Genomic DNA, 26123 nt, shown 5'->3' with positions numbered 1-26123 from the left:
CCCACCTTCGATTACCGACCGGTAGCGTAGCGGCCGCCGGGCCGCGGCGGACGCGCACGGCGAAGGGGCGGGGCGCGACCGGTCCCCCGTTCCGGTCGTGCCCTCGCCGCATCCCGAAACTACGCGCCGGAGGAAGGGCTGTGTATCGCACCGGTGCCCGCTGTGGCCGCCGGAGGGCTCATCCGTGCACAACTGAGTCCGAAAGGCCCGGTTCACCCGCCCGTGAGCACGGGCTGCTCCAGGTCGCCCGCCGCGAGATGGGCGAGGACGACCTCGTACAGGTCGGTCCCGGCGGCCAGCAGCTGGCGTTCCAGGACCGGTTCGGCGCTGCGCACGTGCTCGCGGACGGTCTGGGCGTGCACTCCCAGGGTCTGCGCGGTCCGTTCGGCGTTGCCGCCGGCGGCGATCCAGGTGCACAGGGTGCGGCGCAGGTTGCGGGTGTCCCGGTCCAGCCGCCCCAGCAGGTCCCGTGCCCAGGCGCCGACGGCGGGGCCGTCCAGCAGACCGGCGAGACCCTGCGCGTGCGCGGCGGGACCGGCGGCCGTCCGCCCGTCCAGGAGGTTGATCTGGGTGTGCAGCGCCAGGTGGACCACGGCACGGGCGGTGACGTCGTCGAAGTCGGCGCCGAGCAGGGACTCCACGCGTTCCATGCGGGCGCGTACGGTGTTGCGGCTGACGCCGAGGATCTTGGCGGTGTTGACGGCGGTGAACTCCAGGCCGAGGCGGGTGGTGGCGAGGAGCTCGGCGCGGGTGTGGTGCGGCAGCACGTCGAGCGGACTCAGCACCCGGGCCGCCCAGCCGCGCAGCGCGGCCGGGTCCATCAGCCGCTCGGGATGGGTGCGTTCGGCGTACACGGCCGTCTTGTCGGCCCGGAAGCGCGCCACCGCCAGGGCGCTGACGGCCTGTCCGTAGGCGGTGGCGGTACGGGCGAGGCTCTGCCACACACTGCCGCCGAGGAAGGTGCCCGGGTGCCGTTCGACCAGCGACCGCAGCGCGCCGGCGGTGGCCTCGCGGGGGCTGACGACGATCACATGGCCGTCCATCGCCGGACAGCGCACGACCAGCGCCTCCTCCCGCGTGGAGTCCAGGCACTCGGCCGCGAGCCGGTCGCGCAGCGCGGGCGCGGACTCGACGACGTAGACGCAGGCCGTGTCGGCGTCCAGCAGGCCGGGCCAGAGGCCGGCGGCGACCCGGCGGGCGGCGACGGTGTCCTCGACCATCAGCAGCTGCAGGATCGCCAGGCGCAGATCGGCGGTGGCCCGCCGGAGCAGGTGTCCGGCGGCGGCGGTCTCGTCCGCGGTCAGCAGGAGTTCGATCACCTGGGCGGTGTGCGTGACGACGTCGGAGGCGTGCCGGTCGAAGGGTGACTCGCGGGAGACCGCCAGCACACAGGTCCGCGCGGGGTGGCCGATGGCCGCCAGGCGTACGTGGCGCCCTTCCCCCTCCCAGGCGGCGGAGGCGATCCGGCCGCCGGCGAGACCGGCGACGAGGGACTCGTCCAGCGGCAGCCGGGTCCCGGCCAGCAGCGCTCCGGCGGCGTCCCGCAGGGACACCTCCGCGTCCACGGTGGCGGCCAGCCAGTCGACGACCCCGCGGACGTCGCGCCCGGCCGGACGCAGATGGTCCAGCAGTTCCCGCGCCCACTCGGCGCGTTCCCCGGCCGCCGGCGGCGTCCGCCGGATTCCGTCCCTACGGCCTGCCACCCCGGCCTTCCCCTCGTCTCGTAGCCGTCCCGGCCCAGGTCAGGGACGTTACCCCACCCGTGCGCGCGGACCGTCCCGGCGCGTCGGGCCCCCGGCCCCCGGGACGGCGTGCGCGGTCCGTGCGCACGGGCGGCATAAGCTCGGTGAATGGCGAAGTACTTCGACGTGCACCCCGACAACCCCCAGCCGCGCACCATCTCCCAGGTCGCCGAGAGCATTCGCTCCGACTCCCTGATCGCATACCCCACGGACTCCTGCTACGCACTCGGCTGCCGCCTGGGCAGCCGGTCCGGCATCGACCGGATCCGCACGATCCGCAAGCTGGACGACCGGCACCACTTCACCCTGATGTGCCGGGACTTCGCGCAGCTCGGCCAGTTCGTGCGGATCGACAACGACGTGTTCCGCGCGGTGAAGGCGTCCACCCCGGGCAGCTACACGTTCATCCTGCCCGCGACGAAGGAGGTGCCGCGCATGCTGATGCACCCCAAGAAGAAGACGGTCGGCGTGCGCATCCCGGACCACGTCGTCACCCAGGCCCTGCTGGAGGAGCTCGGCGAGCCGCTGCTGTCCAGCACCCTGCTGCTGCCCGGGGAGGACGAGCCGATGACCCAGGGCTGGGAGATCAAGGACCGGCTCGACCACCAGGTGGACGCGGTGCTGGACTCCGGCGACTGCGGCACCGAGCCGACCACGGTGATCGACTTCTCGGGCGGCGAGGCGGAGATCGTGCGCAGGGGCGCCGGTGACGTCACCCGGTTCGAGTGAGGCCACCGCGCCGCCCGGCGCCCCCGGCCGGCGTGTCACGATGGCCGTGACCAGCGCCACCGTGGGAGGCAGCGGACCATGACCGCCGTGCAGGGAACGACCGTCGGCATCACCACCGGGGACGGCACCGCCGACGCGTATCTGACGCGTCCGGCGGACGGCGGTCCCCGGCCGGGGGTGCTCCTCTACATGGACGCCTTCGGTGTGCGCCCGCGGCTGCGGGAGATGGCCGACCGGCTGGCGGCGGCCGGTCACACCGTGCTGGTGCCCAACCTGTTCTACCGGCGCGGGCGCGCCCCCGTGGTGGAGTTGCCCGCGTTCATCGACCCGGGGGCGCGCCCGGAGCTCTTCGCGCGCCTCGGGCCGGCCATGCGGGAGCTGACGCCCGAGCGGGCGATGCGGGACGCCGACGCGTATCTGCGGTGGCTCGCCGCGTGTCCGGCGGTGGCGGACGGCGGCCCGGTGGCGGTGACCGGCTACTGCATGGGGGCGGCGCTGGCCCTGCGCACCGCGGGGACCCATCCCGAACGGGTGGCCGCCGCGGCCGGGTTCCACGGCGGCCGGCTGGCGACGGACGCCCCGGACAGCCCGCATCTGGTGGCCGGCCGGATCACCGCCGAGGTGTACTTCGGCCACGCCGACCAGGACCACTCGCTGCCCGGGGAGCAGATCGAGCGGCTGGAGCGGGCGCTGACGGACGCCGGGGTGCGGCACCGCTGCGAGGTGTACACCGGGGCCGCGCACGGATACACCCAGTCCGACACGGCCGCGTACGACAAGACGGCGGACGAGCGTCACTGGGCGGCGCTGCTCGGCCTGCTGGAGCGCGCCTTCTGACCCAACTCCGTGCCTTCTCCGCACGGTTGGCCGGGCCCCGACCAACGGTCCGCCGGAACACCGTTGTTACGGTGCACCGGTGTCCGACTCCTCACGCGATACCGCCGAAGGCGCCGGCTGGGGCACCGCTGAACGCGGTGCGTACCGGCGGCTGATGCCGAACCAGGCCGAGAAGATCTCCTGGCTCGACCCGAGAATGCTGTGGGCCGCCCGCAACGGCGTCCTGGCCTCCTGGCTCGGCGATCCCACGGGAGAGACCCGGGCGCGCTGGGCGGCGCAGCGCGCCGCGGCCGGCGCGCCCGCCGACAGGGTGATCCGGCGCGACGACCCGGACCGGTTCTCGTTCCTGGTGATCGGCGACACCGGCGAGGGCGGCGACCCCCAGTACGCGGTGGTGCCGGGGCTGTTGCGGGAGGGCCGGGACACCGCGTTCGCGGTGCTGGCCAGCGACGTGATCTACCCGGTGGGCAGCGCGGACGGCTACGGCCCCAAGTTCTTCCGCCCGTACCGGGACTACCCCGCCCCGATCTACGCGATACCGGGCAACCACGACTGGTACGAGGACCTGGCCGGCTTCATGCGGGTCTTCTGCGACGACGCCCCGCCGCTGCCGCCCGCGCCCGCGCCGCGCCCCCTCGGCCGGGCCTGGCTGCGCTCCCTGCTGTGGCACCGGCCGCGCGCCGGGGACGGCCGGCACCTCGACGAGGCGCGGAAGCTGCGGTCGGCGCCGGGCCAACGGGCGGCGCAGCCGGGACCGTACTGGGCGATCGACGCCGGGCCGGTGCGGATCGTCGGCATCGACACGGGGCTGCTGGGCACCGTCGACGCCGGGCAGGGCGCCTGGCTGCGCGAGGTCTCGCGCGGACCGCGCCCGAAGATATTGGTCACCGGCTCGCCCCTGTACGTGGACGGCAAGCACCACCCGTGCCCCGTCGAGGGCGGCGGCACCGTCGACGACATCGTCCGCGATCCCGCGCACCACTACGTGGCCGCGATAGGCGGCGACATCCACAACTACCAGCGCTACCCGGTGCGGCTGGACGACGGACGCACCCTGCAGTACGTGGTGGCGGGCGGCGGCGGGGCCTTCACGCACGCCACCCACACCATCCCCCGGGTGGACGTCGCCGGTGTCACCGAGCGGGACTTCCGCTGCTACCCGCTGCGCGGCGACTCCCTCGCCTTCTACAGCGCGCTCTACGGGCGCCGGCTGCGGCTGCGCCGCTTCTTCGCCCTCACCGATGCCGAGGCGATGGCCGTGATCGCCGAACGCCTCGGCATCGGGCCCACCCGCGTGCCGGGCGCGCCGCCCCGGGTCACCCGCCGGATGCGGCTGGTCGCCGGGCTGCTCGGCACCGGCCGGCGGCCGGACCGGGCCAAGCGGTTCCGGCTGCCAGTGCGCAAGATGTACACCTCGGTGCTCTCACCGGGCTCGGCCACCTACAGCCCGCCGTTCTTCAAGTCCTTCCTCCGTCTCGACGTGAGCCCCGAGGCGATCCGGCTGCGCTGTCACGCGGCGACCGGGCTGCGGGCGCAGGAGACCGACCCGCCGGTCGAGGACGAGGTGGTCATCCCGCTGACCTGAGCGCGGCCCGGCTACCAGCGGCCCGGCGCGGTGCCGGTGAGGGGCCGCGAGGGCCGGCCGTCCACGCCCACCGGGACCTCACCGGCGAGCATCACCCGGTGCATGATCCGCGGCCGGCCGAGGTGGGCGGTGTCGCCGGGGGCCAGGTGGATGGTGGCCCGGTTGTCCCAGAAGGCGACGCTGCCCGGCTCCCAGCGGAACCGCACCGTGTACTCGGGCCGGGTGGCCTGCTCGAGCAGCATCTCCAGGACGGCCGCGCTCTCCGGGCGGGACAGGCCGCTGATCTGCTCGACGTAGTAGCCGTTGACGAAGAGCACCCGTTCCCCGGTCTCCGGGTGGACACGCACCAGCGGATGCTCGGAGGCGGTCTGGTGGTCCAGCAGATGGCGCAGATAGGCGTCGTCGCCGGGCCGGGGCTGGTATCCGACTCCCAGCCGGTGCTCGGCGCGCAGCCCGTCCGCGAACTCCCGCACCGGGGCGGACAGTCCGGCGTAGGCGGCGGCCAGATTGGCCCAGGTGGTGTCGCCGCCGTAGGGCGGGACGGTCTCGGCGCGCAGGATCGTCGCGGCCGGCGGGTCGACGCGCGCGCCGTGGTCGCAGTGCCAGCCGCGCAGCAGGGTGTGCCGGCGGCGGCGCAGCCACTCGTCGTGCTCCATGCCGAACCGCCCGCCGAGCTCCAGCCGGTCGGCGGTCGTCTCCACCTCGGGGAAGTCCGGCGGCGAGGCCTTCCCGCGCCGCGGCAGCACGACCGGTTCGCCGAACCGGCGGGCCAGCGCCACATGGGCGGCGTGGTCGAGGCGCTGGCCGCGGAAGAACACCACCTTCCAGCGCAGCACCGCCGCCCTGATCCCGGCGATCACCGTCCCGTCGAGGTCACCGGCGAGGTCCACCCCGGTGATCTCGGCCCCGATGTGCCCGGCCGCCGGACGCACCTCCAGTGCCGTGCCGCCGCCCGTGCCGTCCCTGTCCGTCGTCATGCGCTCCCCACTCCGTCGGTCCTCCCCACCGTTGCGTACCCCTCCGGTTGATCACCGACCCCCTCGTCCCCGACGCTGGGAGGACGACACCGCCGACCGGAAGGCATCCTGGTGAGCAGCATCCCGAGCCACACCCTCAACGACGGCACGACGATCCCCGCCCTGGGCCTGGGGACCTGGCCGATGGACGACGCCGAGGCGGAGCGCGCGGTGGCCGGGGCCCTGGAGGCCGGCTACCGGCTCGTCGACACGGCGGCCAACTACCGCAACGAGACCGGTGTCGGCCGCGCCGTGGCCCGGGCCGGCGTCCCCCGCGAGGAGATCGTCGTGACGACGAAGCTCCCGGGCCGGCACCACGGCTACGAGGAGACCCTCGCCTCCTTCGAGGAGTCCCGCGCCCGGCTCGGCCTGGAGTACGTCGACCTCTATCTGATCCACTGGCCGCTCCCCCGCGTCGACAAGTACGTCGGCTCCTGGAAGGCCATGGTCAAGCTGCGCGAGGACGGACTGGTCCGGTCGATCGGCGTCTCCAACTTCACGCCGGACCACATCGAGCGGCTGGAGCGGGAGACCGGGGTGCTGCCCTCGGTCAACCAGGTCGAGCTGCACCCCTTCTTCCCGCAGGAGGAGCTGCGCGCCTACCACGCGGACAAGGGAGTGCTCACCGAGAGCTGGAGCCCGCTGGGCCGCGGCTCGACGCTCCTGGAGGACCTGGCCGTGCGCGCCGTCGCCGAGGCGCACGGGGTCACCCCGGCCCAGGCGGTGCTGCGCTGGCACCTCCAGCTGGGCGCCCTGCCCGTCCCCAAGTCGTCCGACCCTCAGCGGCAGCGCGCCAACCTGGACGTGTTCGGCTTCGCGCTGGACGAGGCCCAGATGCGGACGATCGGCGACCGGGCCCACCGGCGGATCGGCGGGGATCCGGAGGTGCACGAGGAGTTCTGACCGGGTACCCGGGTCCGCGCCCGAGCGGTGGCCTGCGGGAAGGAGCGGCACGGTGGGTGAACGGGACCGGCTGCGGGACTACCACGGCAAACGGGACTTCGGGCGGACCGGCGAGCCCCGGGGCAGCGGGACGGCGCCGGGCGCGGAGCCCCGCTTCGTCGTGCAGATCCACGACGCGCGCAGGATGCACTTCGACTTCCGGCTGCAGGTGGGCGACGTGCTCAGGTCCTGGTCGGTGCCGAAGGGCCCCTCGGCCGATCCGCGGGACAGGCGGCTCGCCGTGCCCACGGAGGACCATCCGCTGGAGTACGAGGACTTCGAGGGCGTGATCCCGCGCGGCGAGTACGGCGGCGGCACGGTGATCGTCTGGGACCGGGGCACGTACGAGCCGCTCGGCCACGACCGCCGGGGCCGTCCCGTCGGCTTCGAGGAGGCGCTGGAGCGCGGGCACGCCACGTTCCGGCTGCACGGCGGGAAGCTGCGCGGCGAGTACGCCCTCACCCGCTTCCGCGACGGCACGGACGGCGGTGAGGAGGCGTGGCTGCTGGTCCGGGCGGCCAAGGGAGGGGCCGGCGGCCGTGGCGCCCCCGATCCGCGGCGGGCCAGGTCGGCGCGGTCGGGGCGCACCCTCGCCCAGGTGGCCGCGGCGGACGGCGGCTGACCGGGGTCAGCCCTGCGGGAGGGGCTGCTCCGCCCAGATCGTCTTGCCGCCGTCCGTCTGGCGGCTGCCCCAGCGCTGGGTCAGCTGGGCCACCAGCAGCAGTCCCCGGCCGCCCTCGTCGTAGACGTGGGCGCGGCGCAGATGCGGCGAGGTGGCGCTGGCGTCGGCGACCTCGCAGATCAGGGTGCGGTCGCGGATCAGCCGCAGATGCACGGGAGGCACCCCGTAGCGGATGGCGTTGGTGACCAGTTCGCTGACGACGAGCTCGGTGATGAAGGCGACCTCGTCCAGCCCCCACGCGGCCAGCCGCTCTCCGGCCCACACCCGGACGGCGGCCACCTCCTCGGGGTCCGGCTGGACGTCCTTCGTGACGACCTGGTCGGGGCTGAGCGCGCGGGTGCGGGCCAGCAGCAGGGCCACGTCGTCGACGGGGTCGTCCGGCAGCACGTCCCTCAGCACGGCGTCGGCCAGCGCCTCCAGGGAGTCGGCGGAGACCTCCAGGGCGCGGCACAGCTCGTCGGTCACGCTGTCGATGTCGCGGCCGCGGTGCTCGATGAGACCGTCGGTGTAGAGGGCGACCAGGGAGCCCTCGGGCAGCCGGACCTCCGTCGCCTCGAACGGCAACCCTCCCACCCCCAGCGGCGGGCCCGCGCTCACGGGGACGATCCGGCAGGTGCCGTCCGGCAGGACCACGGCGGGCGCGGGATGCCCGGCGGCGGCGGCGGTCAGCGAGCGGGAGACGGGGTCGTAGACGGCGTAGAGGCAGGTGGCGCCCAGCTCGGCGACCTCGCCCCGCTCCCCGGCGGCGAGATGGATGACCAGGTCGTCGAGGTGGGTGAGGAGTTCGTCGGGCCGCAGGTCCACGTCGGCGAGGGTGCGCACCGCCGTGCACAGCCGGCCCATGGTGGCGGTGGACGGGATGCCGTGGCCGACGACGTCGCCCACGACCAGGGCGACCCGGCTGCCGGAGAGCGGGATGACGTCGAACCAGTCGCCGCCGATACCGGCCGCCGACCCGGACGGCAGATAGCGGTGGGCGACCTCTACGGCCGCCTGGCCGGGCAGTCCCTTCGGCAGCAGGCTGTGCTGGAGCGTCAGCGCGGTGCTGCGCTCGCGGGCGAAGCGGCGGGCGTTGTCGACGCAGACGGCGGCGCGGCTGGCGAGTTCCTCGCCGAGCGCTGCGTCGTCGGCGGCGTACCCGTCGGGCTGGACGTTGCGGACGACGACCACGACGCCGAGCGTGGTGCCGCGGGCGCGCAGCGGTACGGCCAGCAGCGAGTGGACGCCGGCGATGCGGGGGCGGCCGGACACCGCGGGCAGGCCGCGTTCGGCCATCCACCGGTCGAAGTCCGGCTCGCCCGCGTGGGCCAGCACCGCGCCGGCCTCCCGCAGCGCCCGCGCGGGCGGGGAGTAGGGCGGATAGACGTCCGTCTGGCCGAGGCCGACGGCCGTCTCGGGGGCGCCGTCGGCGGCGGATCCGTGCGCCACCCGGCGCAGCACGACCCCGGTGTCCGGCCGGGCCGGGGGCTCGCCGGCGCCGAGGACCCACTCGTGCAGGTCGACGGCGGCGAAGTCGCCCACCGCGGGTACCAGGAGTTCCACGAGTTCCTCGGCGGTGCGCACGACGTCCAGGGTGGTGCCGATGGCGGTCGCGGCCTCGTTCAGCAGCGCCAGCCGTCTGCGGGCCCGGTGCTGGTCGGTGCTGTCGAAGGCCGCGACGGCGGTGCCCACGATGTCGCCGGAGGTCTCGCGGACCGGCCACACCTCGATGTTCCAGGCCTGTGCCCGGGGTCCGGAGGGGGCGCGGGTGAAGCTCTCGTAGCGCAGGGGCTCGCCGGTCTCGGCGACCCGGCGCAGGTACCGGTCCAGGCCCCGGGTGTATTCGGCGTCCTCCACGGTGTCGAGGTAGGCCCGCCCGGTCAGGCCCGCCTCGGGGCGGCCCATCAGTCCACCGGCGGTGTCATTGAGCCGCAGGTAGCGCTGCCGGGTGTCGAAGACCGACATCGCCATGGACGCCTGCTGGAACGCCCGCGCGGCCATCGAGGTCTCCTCCTCCGGGCCGGCCGGCTCGACGGTTATCACGTATCCGGCCGGAGCGCCGCCGGCCCCCAGCAGGGGCCGGACGGTCAGCCTGGCCGGCACGGGGTGGCCGTCGCGGTGGCGCAGCACGACCGGGCCGGAGGGCAAGGACGTACCGGCGAGCGGCGGGTCCTGGACGAGCAGCGCGCGTACGGGCCCTCCCACGGCTTCCTCGGCCCGGTGTCCGGTCAGCCGCCGGGCGCCCTCGCTCCACGCCGTGACGACGCCGCGGGCATCCACGACCACCGCGGCGGACGCGTCATCCATTTGTCCAGGATCATCCCGTTGCCGTGCACTATCAACCGCGGGCCGTCGGTGCGGGCGGTCACGCGCCCCGGTCGCGGAGCGCGGCGAGCGCCCGGTCGGCGTGGACGTTCATCCGCAGTTCGCTGCGGACGACCTCCAGGACGGTGCGGTCCCGGCCGATGACGAAGGTGGCGCGCTTCGTCGGCGCCAGGGCGACGCCGCGTTTCACGCCGAACCGCTCGCGGACCGTGCCGTCGGCGTCGGAGAGCAGCGGCATGCCGAGGGAGTGCCGGCCGGCGAACTCCGCCTGCCGTTCCACGGCGTCCGCGCTGATGCCCACCGGCCGCGCGCCCACGGCGGCGAACTCGGCGGCGAGGTCGCGGAAGTGGCAGGCCTGGGCGGTGCAGCCGGGGCTCAGCGCGGCGGGGTAGAAGAACAGCACCACCGGACCGTCGGCGAGCAGCTCCGACAGCCGGCGGACGGTGCCCGTCTCGTCCGGCAGCGCGAAGTCCTCGACCGTGTCGCCCTTCTCCGGCCGCCCGCTCACGACCGGCCCTCCGCGCCCTTGGCGACGCCGCGCGCCCACAGCACCAGCGGCACCTGCAGGGGCAGCCGGCCGAGCGCCGCGGCCCGCTGCGGGGCGGGGCGGCGCCGCCAGTCGGCGGCCATCTTCACGTTGGCGGGGAACACGCCGACGAAGAAGGCCGCCGTCGCGAGGGCGGCGGCCCTGCGGGTACGGGGCAGGGCCACCCCGGCGGCCAGCGCCAGTTCGACGGCGCCGCTCGCGTAGGTCCAGGTGCGGGGCGAGCCGGGCAGGGAGCGCGGCACGATGTGGTCGAACTGGCGGGGGACGGCGAAGTGCGCGGTGCCCGCGGCGGCCAGCAGGCCGGCGAGCAGCAGGGGCGAGCGTTCGGACCGTGACACGGTTCCTCCTCTGATGACCTGCCGCGCGATATTACCGGACGGTAAGTGCCTGAACCCCGCCGGGCTTCCCACCGCTCCACCGCCCCGCCGGCCGGCCCGCGCCGGGCGCCGGGCGATGGGTGTCAGGGGGTTCGGGTGGGTTCCGGTTCCTCGTCGGAAGAGTGGGCGAAGAAGTCGTCGACCATGCGGTGGAAGAGGGTGGCGAGCTGCCGCAGGTCGTCGGGCGACCAGTCGGCCAGGGCCACCTGCATGCCCCGTACCCCGGCCTCCCGGACCCGGACGATGGCCTCCCGGCCGGCGTCGGTGAGCTCGATGCGCTGGGCGCGGCGGTCGTCCGGGTCCGGGACCCGGGTCACATGACCGGACTTCTGCAGCTGCTGCACCGTGCGGGTGACGTGCGAGGCCTCCACACCCATCCGGGCGGCCAGCTCCCCCGGCCGCATCGGCTCGGCGTCGGCCATCTTCCGCATCAGGGCCACGGCGGCCCGGTCCAGGGGCACACCCGCCAGGGCCATCAGCCGCTCGTGCTGACGTGCGCGCGTGCTCAGGTACGTGATGCGGTGGAGCGCGCGCTCGATCTCGGCCACTTCCGCGGCGGCTGGAGCGTCGGGGACCGGGGGTGTGGACATGGCAGCGACTTTACCATCTCATTGCGTAACTCAATCAACCGCGCGGGCGCCGCGGCCGTCCGGGGGAAACGGCGCGGGCGGGCGCGTGACGGGCCCCGGGGGCGTCCACACCTCACCCGTGACCCTGCCGCTGATCCCGCCCATGCTCGCCACGCCGGGCTCCCTGCCGCCCCCGGCGGCGGACGCCCGCTGGGCCTACGAGACCAAGCAGGACGGCCAGCGGGCGGTGGTCTACCTCCCCGGTGACGGCACCCTCGTGCTGCGCGCCCGGTCCGGGCAGGAGATCACCGGCGCGTACCCCGAGCTCGGGCCGCTGGCCACCGCCCTCGGCGCGAGGCCCGCGGTACTGGACGGCGAGGTGCTCGCCCTCGACGAGGAGGGCCGGGCCAGCTTCCAGCTGCTGCAGTCCCGGATGGGACTGGCCGGCTCCCCCGGCAGGGCGGCCCGGCGGGCGGCGGCCGTCCCCGTCCGGCTGGTGCTGTTCGACGTCATGCATCTCGACGGACGGTCACTGGTCCGGGTGCCCTACTCCGGACGCCGCGAGGCGCTGCTCGGCCTCGCGCTGGACGGGCCGGCCTGGTCCACCCCCGCCGCGATCGTCGGCCACGGCCGCGAGGCGCTGCGCGCCACCCGGGAGCACGGCCTCGAGGGCCTGGTCTGCAAGCGGCTGGACTCGGTGTACGAACCGGGGGTCCGCTCCCGCAACTGGATCAAGATCCGCAACATGCGCAGCGAGGACGTCCTCGTCGGCGGCTGGCTCCCCGGCAGGGGACGGCTGACCGGGCTGCCGGGCGCCGTACTGGTCGGGCAGCGCGCGGCGGGCCGGCTGCGCTACGTCGGCGGCGTCGGCACCGGCTGGAGCGAGACCGAACGCGCGGAGCTGGCCGCGCTGTTGCGGGCGGCGGCCACCGACGTGTGCCCCTTCGACCCCGCGCCGGCGCTGCCGGAGGCGCGCTGGGTGGTGCCCCGGCTGGTCGGCGAGGTCCGGTACAGCACCCGCACCCGGGAGGGGATGCTGCGCCAGCCGTCCTGGCTGCGCCTGAGGCCCGACCTGGCGCCGGAGGAGTCGGCGGCCGACCTCCCGGACGACCCCGTGTGATCCACGACCGGCGGCGGGTGTTGGGCCGCGCTTCACCAGCGGTACGCCTGCACCCTCTTGGCATGTATACGCCCAGCCGGGATGCTGAACTCCCCAGCCCCCCACACCCGTTGGGCTGCGCCCGTACCAAGAGGAGGACGCAGTGTCGTCGAGCACGTTCCGCACGCACCGCAGGAGATGGCTGACCGGTCTGGCCGGCGCGGCCGCCCTGGTGATCGCCTTCCCCGCCACCGCCTTCGCCGCACCGCCTCCCGCCCTGCCGGCCGGCGCGGACGCGCTGGACCGGACGTACCAGCCCGCCTTCGACTACGACACCGACGGCTGCTACCCCTCCCCGGCCATCGGCCCGGACGGGGCCGTCAACACCGGCCTCAACCCGACCGGCGCCCTCAACGGCAACTGCCGTGACGCCTCGGACCTGGAGAACACCAACAGCTACTCCCGGGCCAAGTGCAACAACGGCTGGTGCGCCGTCGTCTACGGCCTGTACTTCGAGAAGGACCAGGCGTTGCCGGGCACCAGTCTCGGGGGGCACCGCCACGACTGGGAGCACGTCGTGGTGTGGGTGCAGAACGACACCGTCCAGTACGTCTCGACGTCCAACCACGGCTCGTTCACGGTGCACGCCCGCTCGGCGGTCCGATTCGACGGGACGCATCCGAAGGTCGTCTACCACAAGGACGGCATCGGCACCCACTGCTTCCGGCTGGCGGGCTCGGGCGACGAGCCGCCGGAGAACCACCGGGGCAGCTGGCAGTACCCGGCGCTGGTCGGCTGGAACGGCTATCCGGCGGGGCTGCGCGACAGGCTCAGCGCGTACGACTTCGGCAGCGCGCACTTCGGGCTGAAGGACGGGAGCTTCGCCTCCCACCTCGCGTCGGCCAAGCCGTCCGGCATCCCGTTCGACCCGAACGCCTGAGCGGGACCGCGCCATTGGCGCCGGGGCGCCGTTCGGCGTCCCGGCACGGAGGGGACGTCCCCAGGGTCTAAGGTGTCGGCATGTCGGTTCCCGAACTGATCCGTATCGTCTCCCGCGACTCGCCCATGGCGCTCGCCCAGGTGGAGCGCGTCCGGGCCGAGCTGGCCGCCGCCAGGCCCGGTGTGCGCACCGAGGTCGTACCGGTGAAGACGACCGGGGACAAGTGGCTCGGCGATCTGTCGGCGGTGGAGGGCAAGGGCGCCTTCACCAAGGAGGTGGACGCCGCGCTGCTGGCCGGCCGGGCGGACGTCGCCGTGCACTGCGTCAAGGACGTGCCCGCCGACCGGCCGCTCCCGGCCGGCACGGTGTTCGCCGCGTTCCTGAAGCGGGACGACGTCCGCGACGCCCTCGTGCACCCGGACGGACTCACCCTGGACGAGCTCGCGCCCGGCAGCCGGATCGGCACCTCGTCGGTGCGCCGGGTCGCCCAACTGGCCGTCAGCCACCCGCATCTGACGTGCGTGCCGCTGCGCGGCAACGCCAACCTGCGGATGGAGAAGCTCGCCGCCGGTGAGGCGGACGCACTGCTGCTCGCGGTCTCCGGCCTGGAACGCATCGGCCGCGCGGACGTGATCAGCGAGGTGCTCTCCCCCGAGGCCATGATGCCGCCCATCGGCGCGGGCATCCTGGCCCTGCAGTGCCGCGAGGGCGACACCGCCCTCATCGAGGCGGTCAGCGCCCTCGGCCATCCGGACACCCACCGCGAGGCCACCGCCGAGCGCATGTTCCTGCATGTGCTGCAGGGGCACTGCAACAGCCCGATCGCCGGGTACGCGCAAGTCGACCGGAGCGGTGAACTGTCCCTGCGGGCCTGTGTCTTCACCGCGGACGGCAAGACCCGGCTGAACGCGCACGAGTGGGCGGGGCGGCTCGATCCGGCGACGCTCGGCACCTCGGTCGCCGTGGCCCTGCTGCGTCAGGGCGCCCGCGAGATCATCGACGGCATCCCGCACTGACGCGGGGCCTCAGGCGGTGCCTTCCTCCGCCTGTTCCTGCAGGAAGACGCTCACCTGCTGGGCGAGACCGTCCCGGCAGGCGCCCGCGGGCGCCCCGGAGGCCCCTTCGTGCACCCCGACACCGCCCGCCCACAGCCGGCGCCCGGCCCACTCCTCGTCGGCGCGCAGCTGGACCTGGACGTCGACATGGCTCAGGGACGCCTCGGGACCGGCCGCGTGGATCACGGCGGTGGCGCGGCGCAGCGGATAGACGTCGAATCCCTCGATGAACTGCGAGTTGCGCCAGTCGATGAACGCGCTCTCGCCGTCGGGTCCGGTCCGCACGTCGATCTGGCCGTCCTCGAGATGAACGCAGAACGGCCGCTCCCCGCGATTCTCGACGGTCACGCGGACACTGAAGTACGTCAGCCCCTCGGCTGCGTCGTCCCGTCCGCGCGGCGGCTCGCCCCGCTCCAGACGGTGGACGCGGACCCGCAGACCGGCATGCTCGTCGTACTCCTGCCAGTCCCCGACCACGTTCGGCTCGTACACAGTGCACCCTCTCGACTTCTGTCCGCTGTTTCCTATCTGTGGCCTCTGCGCACTGTCAAATGAGCGGAATGCGCGGTGCTCGGGCTGTTCGCACCCTCCGGTCGGTGATCAAGCGCTGCGCTGGAGGAATCTCCCGGCCGGCCGTCCGGCCCGCGCCGGCGGCGTGCCGCACATCACGTCCGGCGCGGTGATCACCGCCGCTCCCCGGGCGCGGTCGGCGCGACCGGGGCCGGGGGCGGGCGCGGACGGCCGACCGCGAGCGCCGCATTTCACTCCATGAATTCCCCCGATTTCAGATCGTGAGCCTTTCGGAAATGTGCGCCCATTGAATATCCGGGAACCGTTTTGAAATGCCGGACGACGGGGAATGAATTCGCAGTGCTTCGGACCAGGAGGCACGTCCGTGGGAACCGGTCGGCCGGTCCCGGGCCCGTTCTGGTCCGAGCCGCCGTTTCCCGCGGGGTCAGTCCATCCGGCACCCCTCAGGGAGGTGCGCGTGATGCGTACCGTCAGTCCCAGGAAGCAGCACTCCCACGACGACGCCCCCGACTCGGCCGGGAATTTCGCGCGTCTGGCCCGGCTGCCCGAAGGGCCCGAACGCAGGATGCTGCGCGACGAGCTGGTCACCGCCTGGCTGCCCATGGCCGAGCGCATCGCCGTCCGCTTCCGCGGCCGCGGCGAGGCCCTCGAGGATCTGTACCAGGTGGCGGCCCTCGGCCTGGTCAAGGCCGTCGACCACTACGACCCGGCGCGCGGCAACGCCTTCGAGGCGTACGCCGTGCCGACCGTCACGGGCGAGATCAAGCGCCACTTCCGCGACCACATGTGGACGCTGCACGTGCCCCGCCGGGTGCAGGATCTGCGCAACCGCGTACGCCAGTCGGCGAAGGAGCTGGCGCAGACCACCCCGGGCCGGGCCCCCACCGTCGCCGAGATCGCCGCGCACGCCCGGCTGACCGAGGACGAGGTGCGCACCGGCATGGAGGCGCTGGAGTGCTTCACCGCGCTGTCGCTGGACGCGGAGATGCCGGGCACCGACGGCTACGCCCTCGGGGACGCGCTCGGCGGTCCGGACCCGGGGTACGACACCGTCGTGGACCGGGTGGCGGTGCGGCCCTGTCTGGAGGCGCTGCCGGAGCGCGAGCGGCTCATCCTCTATCTGCGCTTCTTCCGGGGGATGACGCAGAGCGGCATCGCCGAGCAGCTCGGCATCTCCCAGATGCATGTCTCCCGGCTGCTCAGCGGCTGTTTCGCCCGGCTGCGCGAGGAGCTGCTGGCGGAGGCCGGCTGAGCGGGCCCGCGCGGCGGCGGGGCGTCAGCCCTGCGGGGGCGCGCCCGGGATCTGGGTGGGGCCGAGCCGGTCCAGGACCTCCTCCAGCACCGTCCGCACCTCCGCGGGCAGCCGCCCGGTGCGACCCCAGACCAGGATCATGTCGGCCACGCTGCGGAGCTTGATGTTGGTGCGCTGGGAGACCTCCCTCAGCACCGTCCAGCCCTGGTCGGGCGAGACCCGGCCGAGCGCGACGACCATGCCGATCGCCTGGTCCACCACCGCGTGCGAGACGACCGCGTCCTTCAGCTGCTGGACCTCCTCCTCCAGCCGGAGGATGCGGTCCGCGCCCCCGTCCGTGTCCGTGTCGGTGGTCATGGTCACCTCCGGGTCCGGTGCGCCGCCGTGGCGGTGCCTTCGCACAGTGCTCGAGTGCCTTCGTCCGGTGTGCGGCTCCTCCATCGTCGCCACTCGGACTCCCTTGCGCCACCGGGGTGGTCCGGGGCGTCCGGTCACCGTTTCGGCGCCCCGGCCGGGGTACTCGGCAGGCGCCCGGAGGGGGGCCGGGCGGACACTGGTGCCACCGGGTGGCTGCCAGGCCGACGAGATCAGGACGCGACTGTGAAGAACCACGACATGACCTCCCCCGCCGGCGCGACGGACGTCTTCTCGACGCACTCCGTGTTCGGGGCTCCCTGCTGGGTGAGCCTCACCAGCCGTGACGTGAAGACCACCGAGGAGTTCTACGGGGCCGTGCTGGGCTGGGAGTGGCGTCCGGTGCGTCTCGGCGACCGGTTCCGCATCGCCCTGGCCGAGGGCCTGCCGGTGGCCGGGATCGCCGCGGTCGCCGGCATGTGGCAGATGGCGGTGGCGTGGACGCCGTACTTCGCGGTGCGCAGCGCCGACGAGGCGGCGGGGCGGGTGCAGGAGCGGGGCGGCACCACGGCGGTCGGCCCGATCTCCCTGCCGCCCGGCCGCGCGGCGCTGCTGGCCGACCGGGACGGGGCGACGTTCGGGGTCTGGGAGGGCGAGCTGTTCACCGACTGGCGCACCTGGCGCCGCGCGCAGCTCGCGTTCATCCGGCTGCACACCCGTGACGCCTTCGACGCGGCGATCTTCTACGGCGGGGTCTTCGACTGGGCGTCCGGCCGGCCCGGTTGCGTCGAGGTGCAGTACGAGGGCGAGGAAGTGGTGCTGCGCAGCGGCGGGGACGTGGTGGCGCGGATCGAGTCGGGGGCGGCGGAGTCGGCGCCCGACCCGACTGTCCGGCCGCACTGGCAGGTCCACTTCGCGGTGAAGGACGTGGCCGCCTGCGCCCGCGCCGCCGAGCAGCACGGCGGCAGTGTGCTGTCCCTGGGCGCCGACGAGGCCGTGCTCCGCGACAACGAGGGCGCCCAGTTCACGGTGACGTCACGCCGCGAGCGCTGACCCGGGCGGTGTGCCGCCGGTCATGACGGCGTGCGGGACGGACGGGACAGCAGGACCAGGCTGCGGGGACCCACGGTGCGCGTGGTGCCGGCCTTGTGCTCGGCCTCGTCGGGGGTGCCCTCCGGGTCGGTGGTGTCGATGAGGGCCGTCCAGCGCTCGCCGTAGGCCGCGTGCGGGAGGCGGAAGTCGACCGGCTCCCAGTGGCTGTTGAGCAGCAGCAGGAAGGAGTCGTCGACGAGGCGCCGGCCGCGCGGGCCGGGTTCGGCGATGGCGTCGCCGTTGAGGAACACCCCCACCGAGTGGGCGTCGGAGCGCCGCCAGTCCTCGTCGGTCATCTCATGGGCGTCGGGCAGCAGCCACACCAGGTCGGGCAGCGGCTGGCCGGGGTGGCGCACGGTCTGGCCGCGGAAGAAGCGGCGGCGGCGCAGCACCGGGTGGGCGAGGCGCAGGGAGACGAGTGCGCGCGTGAAGTCCAGCAGCTCGCGCTGCTCGCCGGTGAGCCGCCAGTCCATCCAGCTGATCTCGTTGTCCTGGCAGTAGGCGTTGTTGTTGCCGTGCTGGGTGCGGCCCAGTTCGTCGCCGTGGGAGAGCATCGGGATGCCCTGCGACAGCAGCAGGGTGGCGAGGAAGTTGCGCTGCTGGCGGGCGCGCAGTTCGAGCACGGCCGGGTCGCGGGTGGCGCCCTCCGCGCCGCAGTTCCAGGACCGGTTGGCGCTCTCGCCGTCCCGGTTGCCCTCGCCGTTGGCCTCGTTGTGCTTGTCGTTGTACGAGACGAGGTCGCGCAGGGTGAAACCGTCGTGCGCGGTGACGAAGTTGACGCTGGCGCGGGGGTGGCGTCTGCTGTGCGCGTACAGGTCGGAGGAGCCGGTGAGGCGGGAGGCGAAGTCGCCGAGGGTGTGGTCCTCGCCGCGCCAGAAGTCCCGTACGGCGTCCCGGTACAGGCCGTTCCACTCCGACCACAGCTGCGGGAAGTTGCCCACCTGGTAGCCGCCCTCGCCGAGGTCCCAGGGCTCGGCGATGAGTTTGACCCGGCTGATCACCGGGTCCTGCTGGATCAGGTCGAAGAACGCCGACAGCCGGTCCACCTCGTGGAACTGCCGGGCCAGGGTGGCCGCGAGGTCGAAGCGGAAGCCGTCGACGTGCATCTCGGTGACCCAGTACCGCAGCGAGTCCATGATCAGCTGGAGCACGTAGGGGTGGCGCATCAGCAGGCTGTTGCCGGTGCCGGTGGTGTCGTAGTAGTGGCGCCAGTCGCCGTCCACCAGGCGGTAGTACGAGGAGTTGTCGAGGCCCCGGAAGGAGAGCGTGGGCCCCTTCTCGTTGCCCTCGGCGGTGTGGTTGTAGACGACGTCGAGGATCACCTCGAGCCCCGCCGCGTGCAGGGCCTTCACCATCTCCTTGAACTCGGTGACCTGTTGGCCCCGGGTTCCGTGGGCGGCGTAGGCGTTGTGCGGGGCGAAGAAGCCGATGGTGTTGTAACCCCAGTAGTTGGCCAGGCCGCGGCCCTGCAGCACGCCGTCCTGGACGAACTGGTGGACCGGCATCAGCTCGACGGCGGTGACGCCCAGCGAGGTCAGGTGCCCGATCACGGAGGGGTGCGCCAGCCCTGCGTAGGTGCCCCGGAGTTCCGCGGGGACGTCCGGGTGGGTGCGGGTCAGGCCCTTGACGTGGGCTTCGTAGATCACGGTGTCGGAGTAGGGGCGGCAGGGGCGGGTGTCGTCGCCCCAGTCGAAGGCCGGGTCGGTGACCACGCCGAGCATGGTGTGTCCGGCGCTGTCGGCGCGGTCGGGGCCGTGCGGGTCGCGCTCGTAGAGCGAGGGGTGGTTGTCGATCTGCCCGTCCACCGCGGTGGCGTAGGGGTCGAGGAGCAGTTTCGCCGGGTTGCAGCGGTCGCCGGCGGCCGGGGCCCAGGGGCCGTGGACCCGGTAACCGTAGCGCTGTCCGGGGCCGACGCCGGGAAGGTAGGCGTGCCGGACGAATCCGTCGGCCTCGGTGAGCGGCACGGTGCGGTGCCGTCCGTCGTCGTCGGCCAGGACCAGGTCGACGCGTTCGGCGACCTCGCTGAAGAGGGCGAAGTTGGTGCCCTCGCCGTCGTAGGAGGCACCCAGCGGGTAGGGGCGCCCGCTCCAGGCGGGCGCCCCTTTCCGGCTCTGTCGCCGGGTCACCGGACCTCCTCCAGGAGGCCGCCCGGTGTTCGGACCCGGCCGGTGACCGTGGTGACGCTGAGCTCGCGGGGCAGGTCGAGCCCCTCGCTCTCCCGCGGGTCGGGCGCGGTGGGCACGAGCGGGACGCGTTCACCGGCGCGGGCGCGCTGCGAGAACCAGATGACCTTGCTGCCGTTCCCGGTGGCGCAGCACCCCCAGCCGTCGCTGCTCGCCGCGATGCGCTCGAGGCAGCCGCGCAGGTGCTGGTCGGGGCGGAGGGCGCGGTCGTTGTCCCCGATGGCCGTGATGAGGTGCTGGCCGTTCCACCACATCTCGATCGACGTGTTCTTGTCGGTGGCGTGCTCGTCGATGGCGCGCAGCAGCATCTCGGCGCCGCCGCAGACGGGCTCCATCAGGTTCTCCAGGTCCCAGAACCGGAGGTGGGCGGCCAGTATGCGGCTGACCTGTCCCACCCTCTCGGGGCAGACTTCCACGTCGAGGTGGTAGTAGCAGGGCACTGCGGTCTTCATCGTCGTTGGCTCCTCACGCGAGGCCGGCTCTCGTCCCGCCTCACCCCTGCGGGGCAAGCCCCCGAACACGGAATGTGAGCGAATGTCGCTTCTGAGTCACATTCAGAGTGACCGGGTTGGTCCGTTCGTGCAACACGAGCGCACGGCCGAGGCGCATGGGGCGACAACTGAGCGCCACCCGTCCCGCTTGAGCGGACATATCGGTTGAAAACCCAACAAGACGTTGAGTCATCACCCGTGCACCATGTGTGAAGACCTCGATCGCCGTTACGGGTCCGTGCACCAGCGCGCACGGCCGCCGCCCGACCGCCGGGACAACGCGCCCCCATCGAGCCCCGGAAAGGTGAACGGCGCCATGCTGCTACCCGCCAAAGCTGAAGTTGCCCGGCAGTTGCGTCGGTACCGGGCCTGGGAACGCGTGATGCTGGCGGTTCCCACCGATCTCACGGTGCGGTCCACCTTCGAGGACTCCGGCTACACCCTCTGTGTCCTGATGGGCAAGCGCTGCGCACGGGAGGCGGCGGACGCCGCCGAACGGTATCTGCGCACCACTCACCTCGACTACCTGCAGGAGCAGAACGACAGGCCGCGTCCGGCCGCCGCGGTCAGGCGCGGTCCGCCGGCCGTCGAGCGGCGCTACCCGGCGGGAAGGCAATGACCTTCCCGCCGTTGTCTGGTCCCACGCCCGGGCGTCCGCCCGGGCGTCGAGCACGGCGGAGGTGCACAGCCCCATGAAGACGACCCGGACCATCGGTCGTATCCCGGTACGGGACGTCCGGCCGTCCGTCGACTGCGGCAGGCGGCCAGCGAAGGCCGTCGTGGGCGAGGCCTTCGAGGTCACGGCCACCCTCTTCCGGGAGGGGCACGACGCGGTGGCCGCCAATGTGGTGCTGAAGGATCCGGAGGGACGCCCGGGTCCGTACACCCCGATGCGGGAACTGGCGCCGGGCACGGACCGGTGGGGCGCGGAGGTGGTGGCGGCCGGCGGCCCGGGGCGGTGGACGTTCCGCGTCGAGGCCTGGGGCGACCCCGTGGCCACCTGGCGCGGTGTCGCCACCGTCAAGGTGCCGGCGGGCATCGACACGGGGCTGGTGCTGGAGGAGGGCGCCGACCTCTACGAGCGTGCGGCCGCCGGGGTCCCGCGGGGCGACGGCAAGGCCGTGCTGCTCGCCGCGGCCGGGACCCTGCGGGACGACTCCCTGCCCTGCGCCACCCGGCTGGCGGGGGCGTTGACGCCGGAGGTGGACGCGGTGCTGGCCCGGCATCCGCTGCGGGAGCTGGTCACCAGCAGTGACCCGCTGCCGCTGCTGGTGGAACGCGAGCGCGCCCTGTACGGCGCCTGGTACGAGTTCTTCCCCCGCTCCGAGGGCACCCCCACCCAGCCCCACGGCACCTTCGACACCGCCGCCCGCCGCCTGCCCGCGATCGCCGCGATGGGCTTCGACGTGGTCTACCTCCCGCCGATCCACCCCATCGGCACCACCTTCCGCAAGGGACCCAACAACACCCTCGACGCCGGCCCCGACGACGTCGGCGTGCCCTGGGCGATCGGCTCCCCCGAGGGCGGCCACGACGCCGTCCACCCCCGGCTGGGCACCCTGGAGGACTTCACCCGCTTCGTGCGCCGGGCCGGCGAACTCGGCCTGGAGGTGGCCCTGGACTTCGCCCTGCAGTGCTCCCCGGACCACCCCTGGGTGCACAAGCACCCCGAGTGGTTCCACCACCGCCCCGACGGCTCCATCGCCCACGCCGAGAACCCGCCCAAGAAGTACCAGGACATCTACCCCGTCGCCTTCGACGCCGACCTCGACGGCCTGGTCGCCGAGACCGTCCGGGTCCTGCGGCACTGGATGGGCGCCGGCGTGCGGATCTTCCGCGTCGACAACCCCCACACCAAACCCGTGCTCTTCTGGGAACGCGTGATCGGCGAGGTCAACCGCACCGACCCCGACGTGATCTTCCTCGCCGAGGCGTTCACCCGCCCCGCGATGATGCACACCCTGGCCCAGATCGGCTTCCAGCAGTCCTACACCTACTTCACCTGGCGCAACACCAAGCGGGAACTGACGGAGTACCTCACCGAACTCTCCGGGGACGCCGCCTCCTACATGCGGCCCAACTTCTTCGCCAACACCCCCGACATCCTGCACGCCTACCTCCAGCACGGCGGCCGGCCCGCCTTCGAGGTCCGCGCCGTCCTCGCCGCCACCCTCTCCCCCACCTGGGGCATCTACAGCGGCTACGAACTCTGCGAGAACACCCCCCTGCGCGACGGCAGCGAGGAATACCTCGACAGCGAGAAATACCAGCTCAGACACCGCGACTGGGACACCGCCACCCGCGAGGGCCGCACCCTCGCCCCCCTCATCACCCGCCTCAACACCATCCGGCGCGCACACCCCGCGCTCCACCGGCTCAGGAACCTCCGCTTCCACCGGACGGACAACGCCTCCGTCATCGCGTACAGCAAGCGCAGCGGCTCCGACGCCGTGCTCGTGGTCGCCAACCTCGACCCCCACCACGCCCAGGAGGCCACCGTCTCCCTGGACATGGAGCAACTCGGCCTGCACCCGCACGAGTCGGTGCCGGTGCGCGACGAGCTCACCGGCGAGACCTACCACTGGGGCGGCGTCAACTACGTGCGGCTGGAGCCGGGCCGGGCTCCCGCGCACGTCCTGCACGTCCAGCGACCGCCCGCCGCACCGCGACACGGAGGGCCAGAAGCGTCATGACCGTGAACGAGCCAGTGCCGGACACCTTCGAGGACACACCGGCCAGGGACCGGGACCCGGAGTGGTTCAAGCGAGCCGTCTTCTACGAGGTGCTCGTCCGCTCCTTCCAGGACAGCAACGGTGACGGCATCGGCGACCTGAAGGGTCTGACCGCCAAACTCGACTATCTGCAATGGCTGGGCGTCGACTGCCTCTGGCTGCCGCCCTTCTTCAAGTCCCCCCTGCGCGACGGCGGTTACGACGTCGCCGACTACACCGCCGTGCTGCCCGACTTCGGCGACCTCGCCGACTTCGTCGAGTTCGCGGACGCGGCGCACCAGCGCGGCATGCGCGTGATCATCGACTTCGTCATGAACCACACCAGCGACGAACACCCGTGGTTCCAGGAGTCCCGCAAGGACCCCGACGGGCCCTACGGCGACTACTACGTCTGGGCCGACGACGACAAGCAGTTCCAGGACGCCCGGATCATCTTCGTCGACACCGAGGCCTCCAACTGGACGTACGACCCGGTGCGGGGGCAGTACTACTTCCACCGCTTCTTCTCCCACCAGCCGGACCTCAACTACGAGAACCCGCGGGTGCAGGAGGAGATCCTGGCCGCGCTGAAGTTCTGGCTGGACCTGGGCATCGACGGGTTCCGGCTGGACGCGGTGCCGTACCTGTACGCGGCGGAGGGCACCAACTGCGAGAACCTGCCCGCCTCGCACGCGTTCCTGAAGCGGGTCCGCAAGGAGATCGACACCCAGTACCCGGACACGGTGCTGCTGGCGGAGGCGAACCAGTGGCCGGAGGACGTCGTCGACTACTTCGGCGACTACGCCGCCGGCGGCGACGAATGCCACATGGCCTTCCACTTCCCCGTCATGCCCCGCATCTTCATGGCGGTCCGCCGCGAGTCCCGCTACCCCGTCTCCGAGATCCTCGCCAAGACCCCCGCCATCCCGTCCGGCTGCCAGTGGGGCATCTTCCTGCGCAACCACGACGAGCTCACCCTGGAGATGGTCACCGACGAGGAACGCGACTACATGTGGGCGGAGTACGCCAAGGACCCCCGCATGCGCGCCAACATCGGCATCCGCCGCCGCCTCGCCCCCCTGCTCGACAACGACCGCAACCAGATCGAGCTCTTCACCGCCCTGCTCCTCGCCCTGCCCGGTTCTCCGGTCATGTACTACGGCGACGAGATCGGCATGGGCGACAACATCTGGCTCGGCGACCGCGACGCCGTCCGCACCCCCATGCAGTGGACCCCCGACCGCAACGCCGGCTTCTCCTCCTCCGACCCCGGCCGGCTCTTCCTGCCCACCATCATGGACCCGGTCTACGGCTACCAGGTCACCAACGTCGAGGCGTCCATGGCCTCCCCGTCCTCCCTGCTGCACTGGACCCGCCGGATGATCGAGATCCGCAAGCAGAACCCGGCGTTCGGCCTCGGCACCTACACCGAACTGCCCTCCTCCAACCCCGCGGTCCTCGCCTTCCTCCGCGAGTACGAGGACGACCTGGTGCTCTGCGTCAACAACTTCTCACGCTTCGCACAGCCCACCGAACTGGACCTGCGCGAGTTCGACGGACGCCATCCCGTCGAGCTGTTCGGCGGAGTGCGCTTCCCCGCCATCGGCGAGCTGCCGTATCTGCTGACCCTCGGGGGCCACGGCTTCTACTGGTTCCGGCTCACCCGAGTCGCATCCCGCACCGGCCGACGACTGTGAGCGCGTGCCGGCGAGAGGAGGCGTCACCATGACGAAGACCGCATTCCTGCGCCCGCGGAGCGCACCCGCAGAGCCCATGGAGCCGCTCACCGGGCTGCTGCGCGACTGGCTGCCGCTGCAGCGCTGGTTCGCCGGCAAGGACCGGCCCGTCACCGACCTCGCCGTGCTGTCGACGACGGAGCTGTTCCCGGGCTGTCTGCACGTCCTGGTGCACGCGGCCCACGGCGGTGTGCCCGCCCCCGGGGGCGCCACTCCGGCCGGCGACTGCTACCAGCTACTGCTCGGTGTGCGGGAGCACCCCTCGCCGCGGCTCGGCAAGGCGCTCATCGGCCGGGTGCCGGACGGGCGGCTGGCCGGACTGACCGTCTACGACGCCCTCCACGACCCGCGCGCCGCCCAGCTGCTCCTGGAGCGGCTGCGCCGCCCCGGCACGGCGGGCCCGCTGCGGTTCGAGTGCGACGGGTCCCAGCAGGTGCCCGCCGGTCTGGTGCCGCGCCTGATGACCGCCGAGCAGTCCAACTCCTCGCTGGTGTACGGCGACGAGTACATCCTCAAGCTGTTCCGCCGCGTCCAGCCCGGCGTCAACCCGGATCTGGAGGTGCCGGGCGCGCTGGCCCGGCAGGGCTGCGACCGCGTCCCCGCCCCGGTGGCCTGGTTCCGCACCACGCATCCGTTCAGGGCGACCCTCGGCGTGCTGCAGCCGTATCTGCGCAACGCCTCCGACGGCTGGACCCTGGCCCTGGACGCGCTCGCCGCCGGTGACGACTTCACCGCCCAGTCGCACGCCCTGGGCCGCGCCACGGCGGACGTGCACCTGGCGCTGTCCTCGGCCTTCCCCATCGGCGCGCCCGGGGAGAACGGGCGGACGGCGGCGGCGATGACCGAGCGGCTGACCGCCGCCGCGCACGCCGTTCCCGCGCTCCAGCCGTTCGTGCCGGGGCTGCGGGCCGCCTTCGCCGCCCTCGCCACCTGCGACGCCGGGCCGCCCGCCCAGCGCATCCACGGCGACCTGCACCTGGGACAGGTGCTGCGGGCGGGGCGCGAGTGGTTCGTCATCGACTTCGAGGGCGAGCCGTCCCGGCCGCTCTCCGAACGGCGCAGCGCCCACTCCCCGGTGCGGGACATCGCCGGGATGCTCCGCTCCTTCGACTACGCAGCCCGCCAGCGCCGCCCCTGGCGGCCGGAGTGGGCGCGCCGCTGCCGCGAGGCCTACTGCGCGGGCTACGCGGCCCGCGCCGGCTGGGACCCGCGCAAGAAGCACGGTCTGCTCCGCGCCTACGAGACGGACCGTGCCGTGTACGAGGTGCTGTACGAGGCCCGGCACCGACCCGACTGGCTGCCCGTACCCATGGCGGCGATCGAGCGCCTCGCCGTGAGAGGAGACTGAA

At 73.2% G+C, this 26123-nt stretch carries 24 protein-coding genes; 14 read left to right on the top strand and 10 right to left on the bottom strand.

The window, feature by feature from the left end; translation table 11 throughout:
- Positions 1 to 212 precede the first annotated feature (212 nt).
- Positions 213 to 1703 (bottom strand): helix-turn-helix domain-containing protein, encoded by a 1491-nt coding sequence (locus CNQ36_RS32475; protein ID WP_121549234.1) that lies wholly within the window; start codon positions 1701 to 1703, stop codon positions 213 to 215.
- A 147-nt stretch (positions 1704 to 1850) separates the two neighbouring features.
- On the opposite strand from CNQ36_RS32475, the gene CNQ36_RS32470 reads away from it, so the two are divergent.
- The 3 genes from CNQ36_RS32470 to CNQ36_RS32460 all read left to right on the top strand — a co-directional run bounded on the left by CNQ36_RS32470 (position 1851) and on the right by CNQ36_RS32460 (position 4893).
- Positions 1851 to 2471 (top strand): L-threonylcarbamoyladenylate synthase, encoded by a 621-nt coding sequence (locus tag CNQ36_RS32470; protein ID WP_040905376.1) that lies wholly within the window; start codon positions 1851 to 1853, stop codon positions 2469 to 2471.
- Positions 2472 to 2549: 78 nt separating this feature from the next.
- A complete protein-coding gene (locus CNQ36_RS32465) occupies positions 2550 to 3308 on the top strand; it encodes a dienelactone hydrolase family protein (protein ID WP_121549232.1) in 759 nt (252 codons plus the stop codon).
- Positions 3309 to 3387: 79 nt separating this feature from the next.
- On the top strand, positions 3388 to 4893 hold the full coding sequence (locus CNQ36_RS32460; RefSeq protein WP_121549230.1) for a metallophosphoesterase family protein: 1506 nt from the start codon (positions 3388 to 3390) through the stop codon (positions 4891 to 4893).
- 11 nt (positions 4894 to 4904) lie between these two features.
- Here CNQ36_RS32460 and CNQ36_RS32455 read toward each other — a convergent pair whose 3' ends face one another.
- Positions 4905 to 5870 (bottom strand): TauD/TfdA dioxygenase family protein, encoded by a 966-nt coding sequence (locus CNQ36_RS32455; protein ID WP_004921772.1) that lies wholly within the window; start codon positions 5868 to 5870, stop codon positions 4905 to 4907.
- 111 nt (positions 5871 to 5981) lie between these two features.
- On the opposite strand from CNQ36_RS32455, the gene CNQ36_RS32450 reads away from it, so the two are divergent.
- Both CNQ36_RS32450 and CNQ36_RS32445 read left to right on the top strand, forming a co-directional pair.
- Positions 5982 to 6812: an aldo/keto reductase gene (locus CNQ36_RS32450; RefSeq protein WP_121549228.1), complete on the top strand. Its 831-nt coding sequence runs from the start codon at positions 5982 to 5984 to the stop codon at positions 6810 to 6812.
- 52 nt (positions 6813 to 6864) lie between these two features.
- Positions 6865 to 7473: a DNA polymerase ligase N-terminal domain-containing protein gene (locus tag CNQ36_RS32445; RefSeq protein WP_121549226.1), complete on the top strand. Its 609-nt coding sequence runs from the start codon at positions 6865 to 6867 to the stop codon at positions 7471 to 7473.
- Between the two features lie 6 nt (positions 7474 to 7479).
- On the opposite strand, the gene CNQ36_RS32440 is transcribed toward CNQ36_RS32445, so the two are convergent.
- The 4 genes from CNQ36_RS32440 to CNQ36_RS32425 all read right to left on the bottom strand — a co-directional run bounded on the left by CNQ36_RS32440 (position 7480) and on the right by CNQ36_RS32425 (position 11351).
- Positions 7480 to 9819, bottom strand: coding sequence for a SpoIIE family protein phosphatase (locus CNQ36_RS32440; protein WP_121549224.1), 2340 nt, complete (start codon positions 9817 to 9819; stop codon positions 7480 to 7482).
- Positions 9820 to 9877: 58 nt separating this feature from the next.
- Positions 9878 to 10345, bottom strand: coding sequence for a peroxiredoxin (locus CNQ36_RS32435; RefSeq protein ID WP_121549222.1), 468 nt, complete (start codon positions 10343 to 10345; stop codon positions 9878 to 9880).
- A complete protein-coding gene (locus CNQ36_RS32430) occupies positions 10342 to 10722 on the bottom strand; it encodes a DoxX family protein (protein WP_004921784.1) in 381 nt (126 codons plus the stop codon). Before CNQ36_RS32430 ends, CNQ36_RS32435 begins: the two co-directional genes overlap by 4 nt.
- Before the next feature lie 122 nt (positions 10723 to 10844).
- Positions 10845 to 11351 (bottom strand): MarR family winged helix-turn-helix transcriptional regulator, encoded by a 507-nt coding sequence (locus CNQ36_RS32425; RefSeq protein ID WP_004921788.1) that lies wholly within the window; start codon positions 11349 to 11351, stop codon positions 10845 to 10847.
- A 118-nt stretch (positions 11352 to 11469) separates the two neighbouring features.
- Here CNQ36_RS32425 and CNQ36_RS32420 point away from each other — a divergent pair, with 118 nt between their 5' ends.
- The 3 genes from CNQ36_RS32420 (at position 11470) to hemC (ending at position 14385) form a co-directional block, all read left to right on the top strand.
- Positions 11470 to 12450 (top strand): ATP-dependent DNA ligase, encoded by a 981-nt coding sequence (locus CNQ36_RS32420; protein ID WP_121549646.1) that lies wholly within the window; start codon positions 11470 to 11472, stop codon positions 12448 to 12450.
- Between the two features lie 142 nt (positions 12451 to 12592).
- Entirely contained in the window at positions 12593 to 13369 is a 777-nt protein-coding gene (locus CNQ36_RS32415; RefSeq protein WP_004921793.1) for an NPP1 family protein, read from the top strand.
- 80 nt (positions 13370 to 13449) lie between these two features.
- Positions 13450 to 14385: a hydroxymethylbilane synthase gene (hemC, locus tag CNQ36_RS32410; protein ID WP_121549220.1), complete on the top strand. Its 936-nt coding sequence runs from the start codon at positions 13450 to 13452 to the stop codon at positions 14383 to 14385.
- A 9-nt stretch (positions 14386 to 14394) separates the two neighbouring features.
- On the opposite strand, the gene CNQ36_RS32405 is transcribed toward hemC, so the two are convergent.
- A complete protein-coding gene (locus tag CNQ36_RS32405; protein ID WP_004921800.1) occupies positions 14395 to 14916 on the bottom strand; it encodes a hypothetical protein in 522 nt (173 codons plus the stop codon).
- Positions 14917 to 15415: 499 nt separating this feature from the next.
- Between CNQ36_RS32405 and CNQ36_RS32400 the strand changes: the two genes are divergently transcribed.
- Entirely contained in the window at positions 15416 to 16207 is a 792-nt protein-coding gene (locus tag CNQ36_RS32400; RefSeq protein ID WP_004921802.1) for an RNA polymerase sigma factor SigF, read from the top strand.
- 24 nt (positions 16208 to 16231) lie between these two features.
- Here CNQ36_RS32400 and CNQ36_RS32395 read toward each other — a convergent pair whose 3' ends face one another.
- On the bottom strand, positions 16232 to 16564 hold the full coding sequence (locus tag CNQ36_RS32395) for an ANTAR domain-containing protein (protein ID WP_121549218.1): 333 nt from the start codon (positions 16562 to 16564) through the stop codon (positions 16232 to 16234).
- 258 nt (positions 16565 to 16822) lie between these two features.
- Between CNQ36_RS32395 and CNQ36_RS32390 the strand changes: the two genes are divergently transcribed.
- Entirely contained in the window at positions 16823 to 17614 is a 792-nt protein-coding gene (locus tag CNQ36_RS32390) for a VOC family protein (protein WP_121549645.1), read from the top strand.
- A gap of 20 nt (positions 17615 to 17634) precedes the next feature.
- On the opposite strand, the gene glgX is transcribed toward CNQ36_RS32390, so the two are convergent.
- Together glgX and CNQ36_RS32380 are read right to left on the bottom strand one after the other, a co-directional pair.
- The gene (gene glgX, locus CNQ36_RS32385) at positions 17635 to 19779 is read right to left on the bottom strand and encodes a glycogen debranching protein GlgX (protein WP_121549216.1); all 2145 of its coding nucleotides are present in this window, start codon (positions 19777 to 19779) and stop codon (positions 17635 to 17637) included.
- Positions 19776 to 20288, bottom strand: a complete 513-nt coding sequence (locus tag CNQ36_RS32380; protein WP_121549214.1) for a pep a2 — start codon at positions 20286 to 20288, stop codon at positions 19776 to 19778. Before CNQ36_RS32380 ends, glgX begins: the two co-directional genes overlap by 4 nt.
- Positions 20289 to 20643: 355 nt before the next feature.
- Here CNQ36_RS32380 and CNQ36_RS32375 point away from each other — a divergent pair, with 355 nt between their 5' ends.
- The 4 genes from CNQ36_RS32375 (at position 20644) to CNQ36_RS32360 (ending at position 26122) form a co-directional block, all read left to right on the top strand.
- Positions 20644 to 20946 carry a DUF5133 domain-containing protein gene (locus tag CNQ36_RS32375; RefSeq protein ID WP_121549644.1) on the top strand — a complete coding sequence of 101 codons (303 nt, stop codon included), beginning with the start codon at positions 20644 to 20646 and terminating at the stop codon, positions 20944 to 20946.
- Between the two features lie 73 nt (positions 20947 to 21019).
- The gene (locus tag CNQ36_RS32370) at positions 21020 to 23020 is read left to right on the top strand and encodes an alpha-1,4-glucan--maltose-1-phosphate maltosyltransferase (protein WP_121549212.1); all 2001 of its coding nucleotides are present in this window, start codon (positions 21020 to 21022) and stop codon (positions 23018 to 23020) included.
- Positions 23017 to 24735 (top strand): maltose alpha-D-glucosyltransferase, encoded by a 1719-nt coding sequence (treS, locus tag CNQ36_RS32365; protein WP_121549210.1) that lies wholly within the window; start codon positions 23017 to 23019, stop codon positions 24733 to 24735. Before CNQ36_RS32370 ends, treS begins: the two co-directional genes overlap by 4 nt.
- 28 nt (positions 24736 to 24763) lie before the next feature.
- Entirely contained in the window at positions 24764 to 26122 is a 1359-nt protein-coding gene (locus CNQ36_RS32360; protein WP_121549208.1) for a maltokinase N-terminal cap-like domain-containing protein, read from the top strand.
- Position 26123: the final 1 nt, after the last annotated feature.

Origin of the sequence: Streptomyces fungicidicus, from assembly GCF_003665435.1 — a bacterium.
In the GTDB taxonomy this organism is placed as follows: Bacteria; Actinomycetota; Actinomycetes; order Streptomycetales; family Streptomycetaceae; genus Streptomyces; species Streptomyces fungicidicus.
This window is presented reverse-complemented; position numbering and strand designations above follow the sequence as displayed.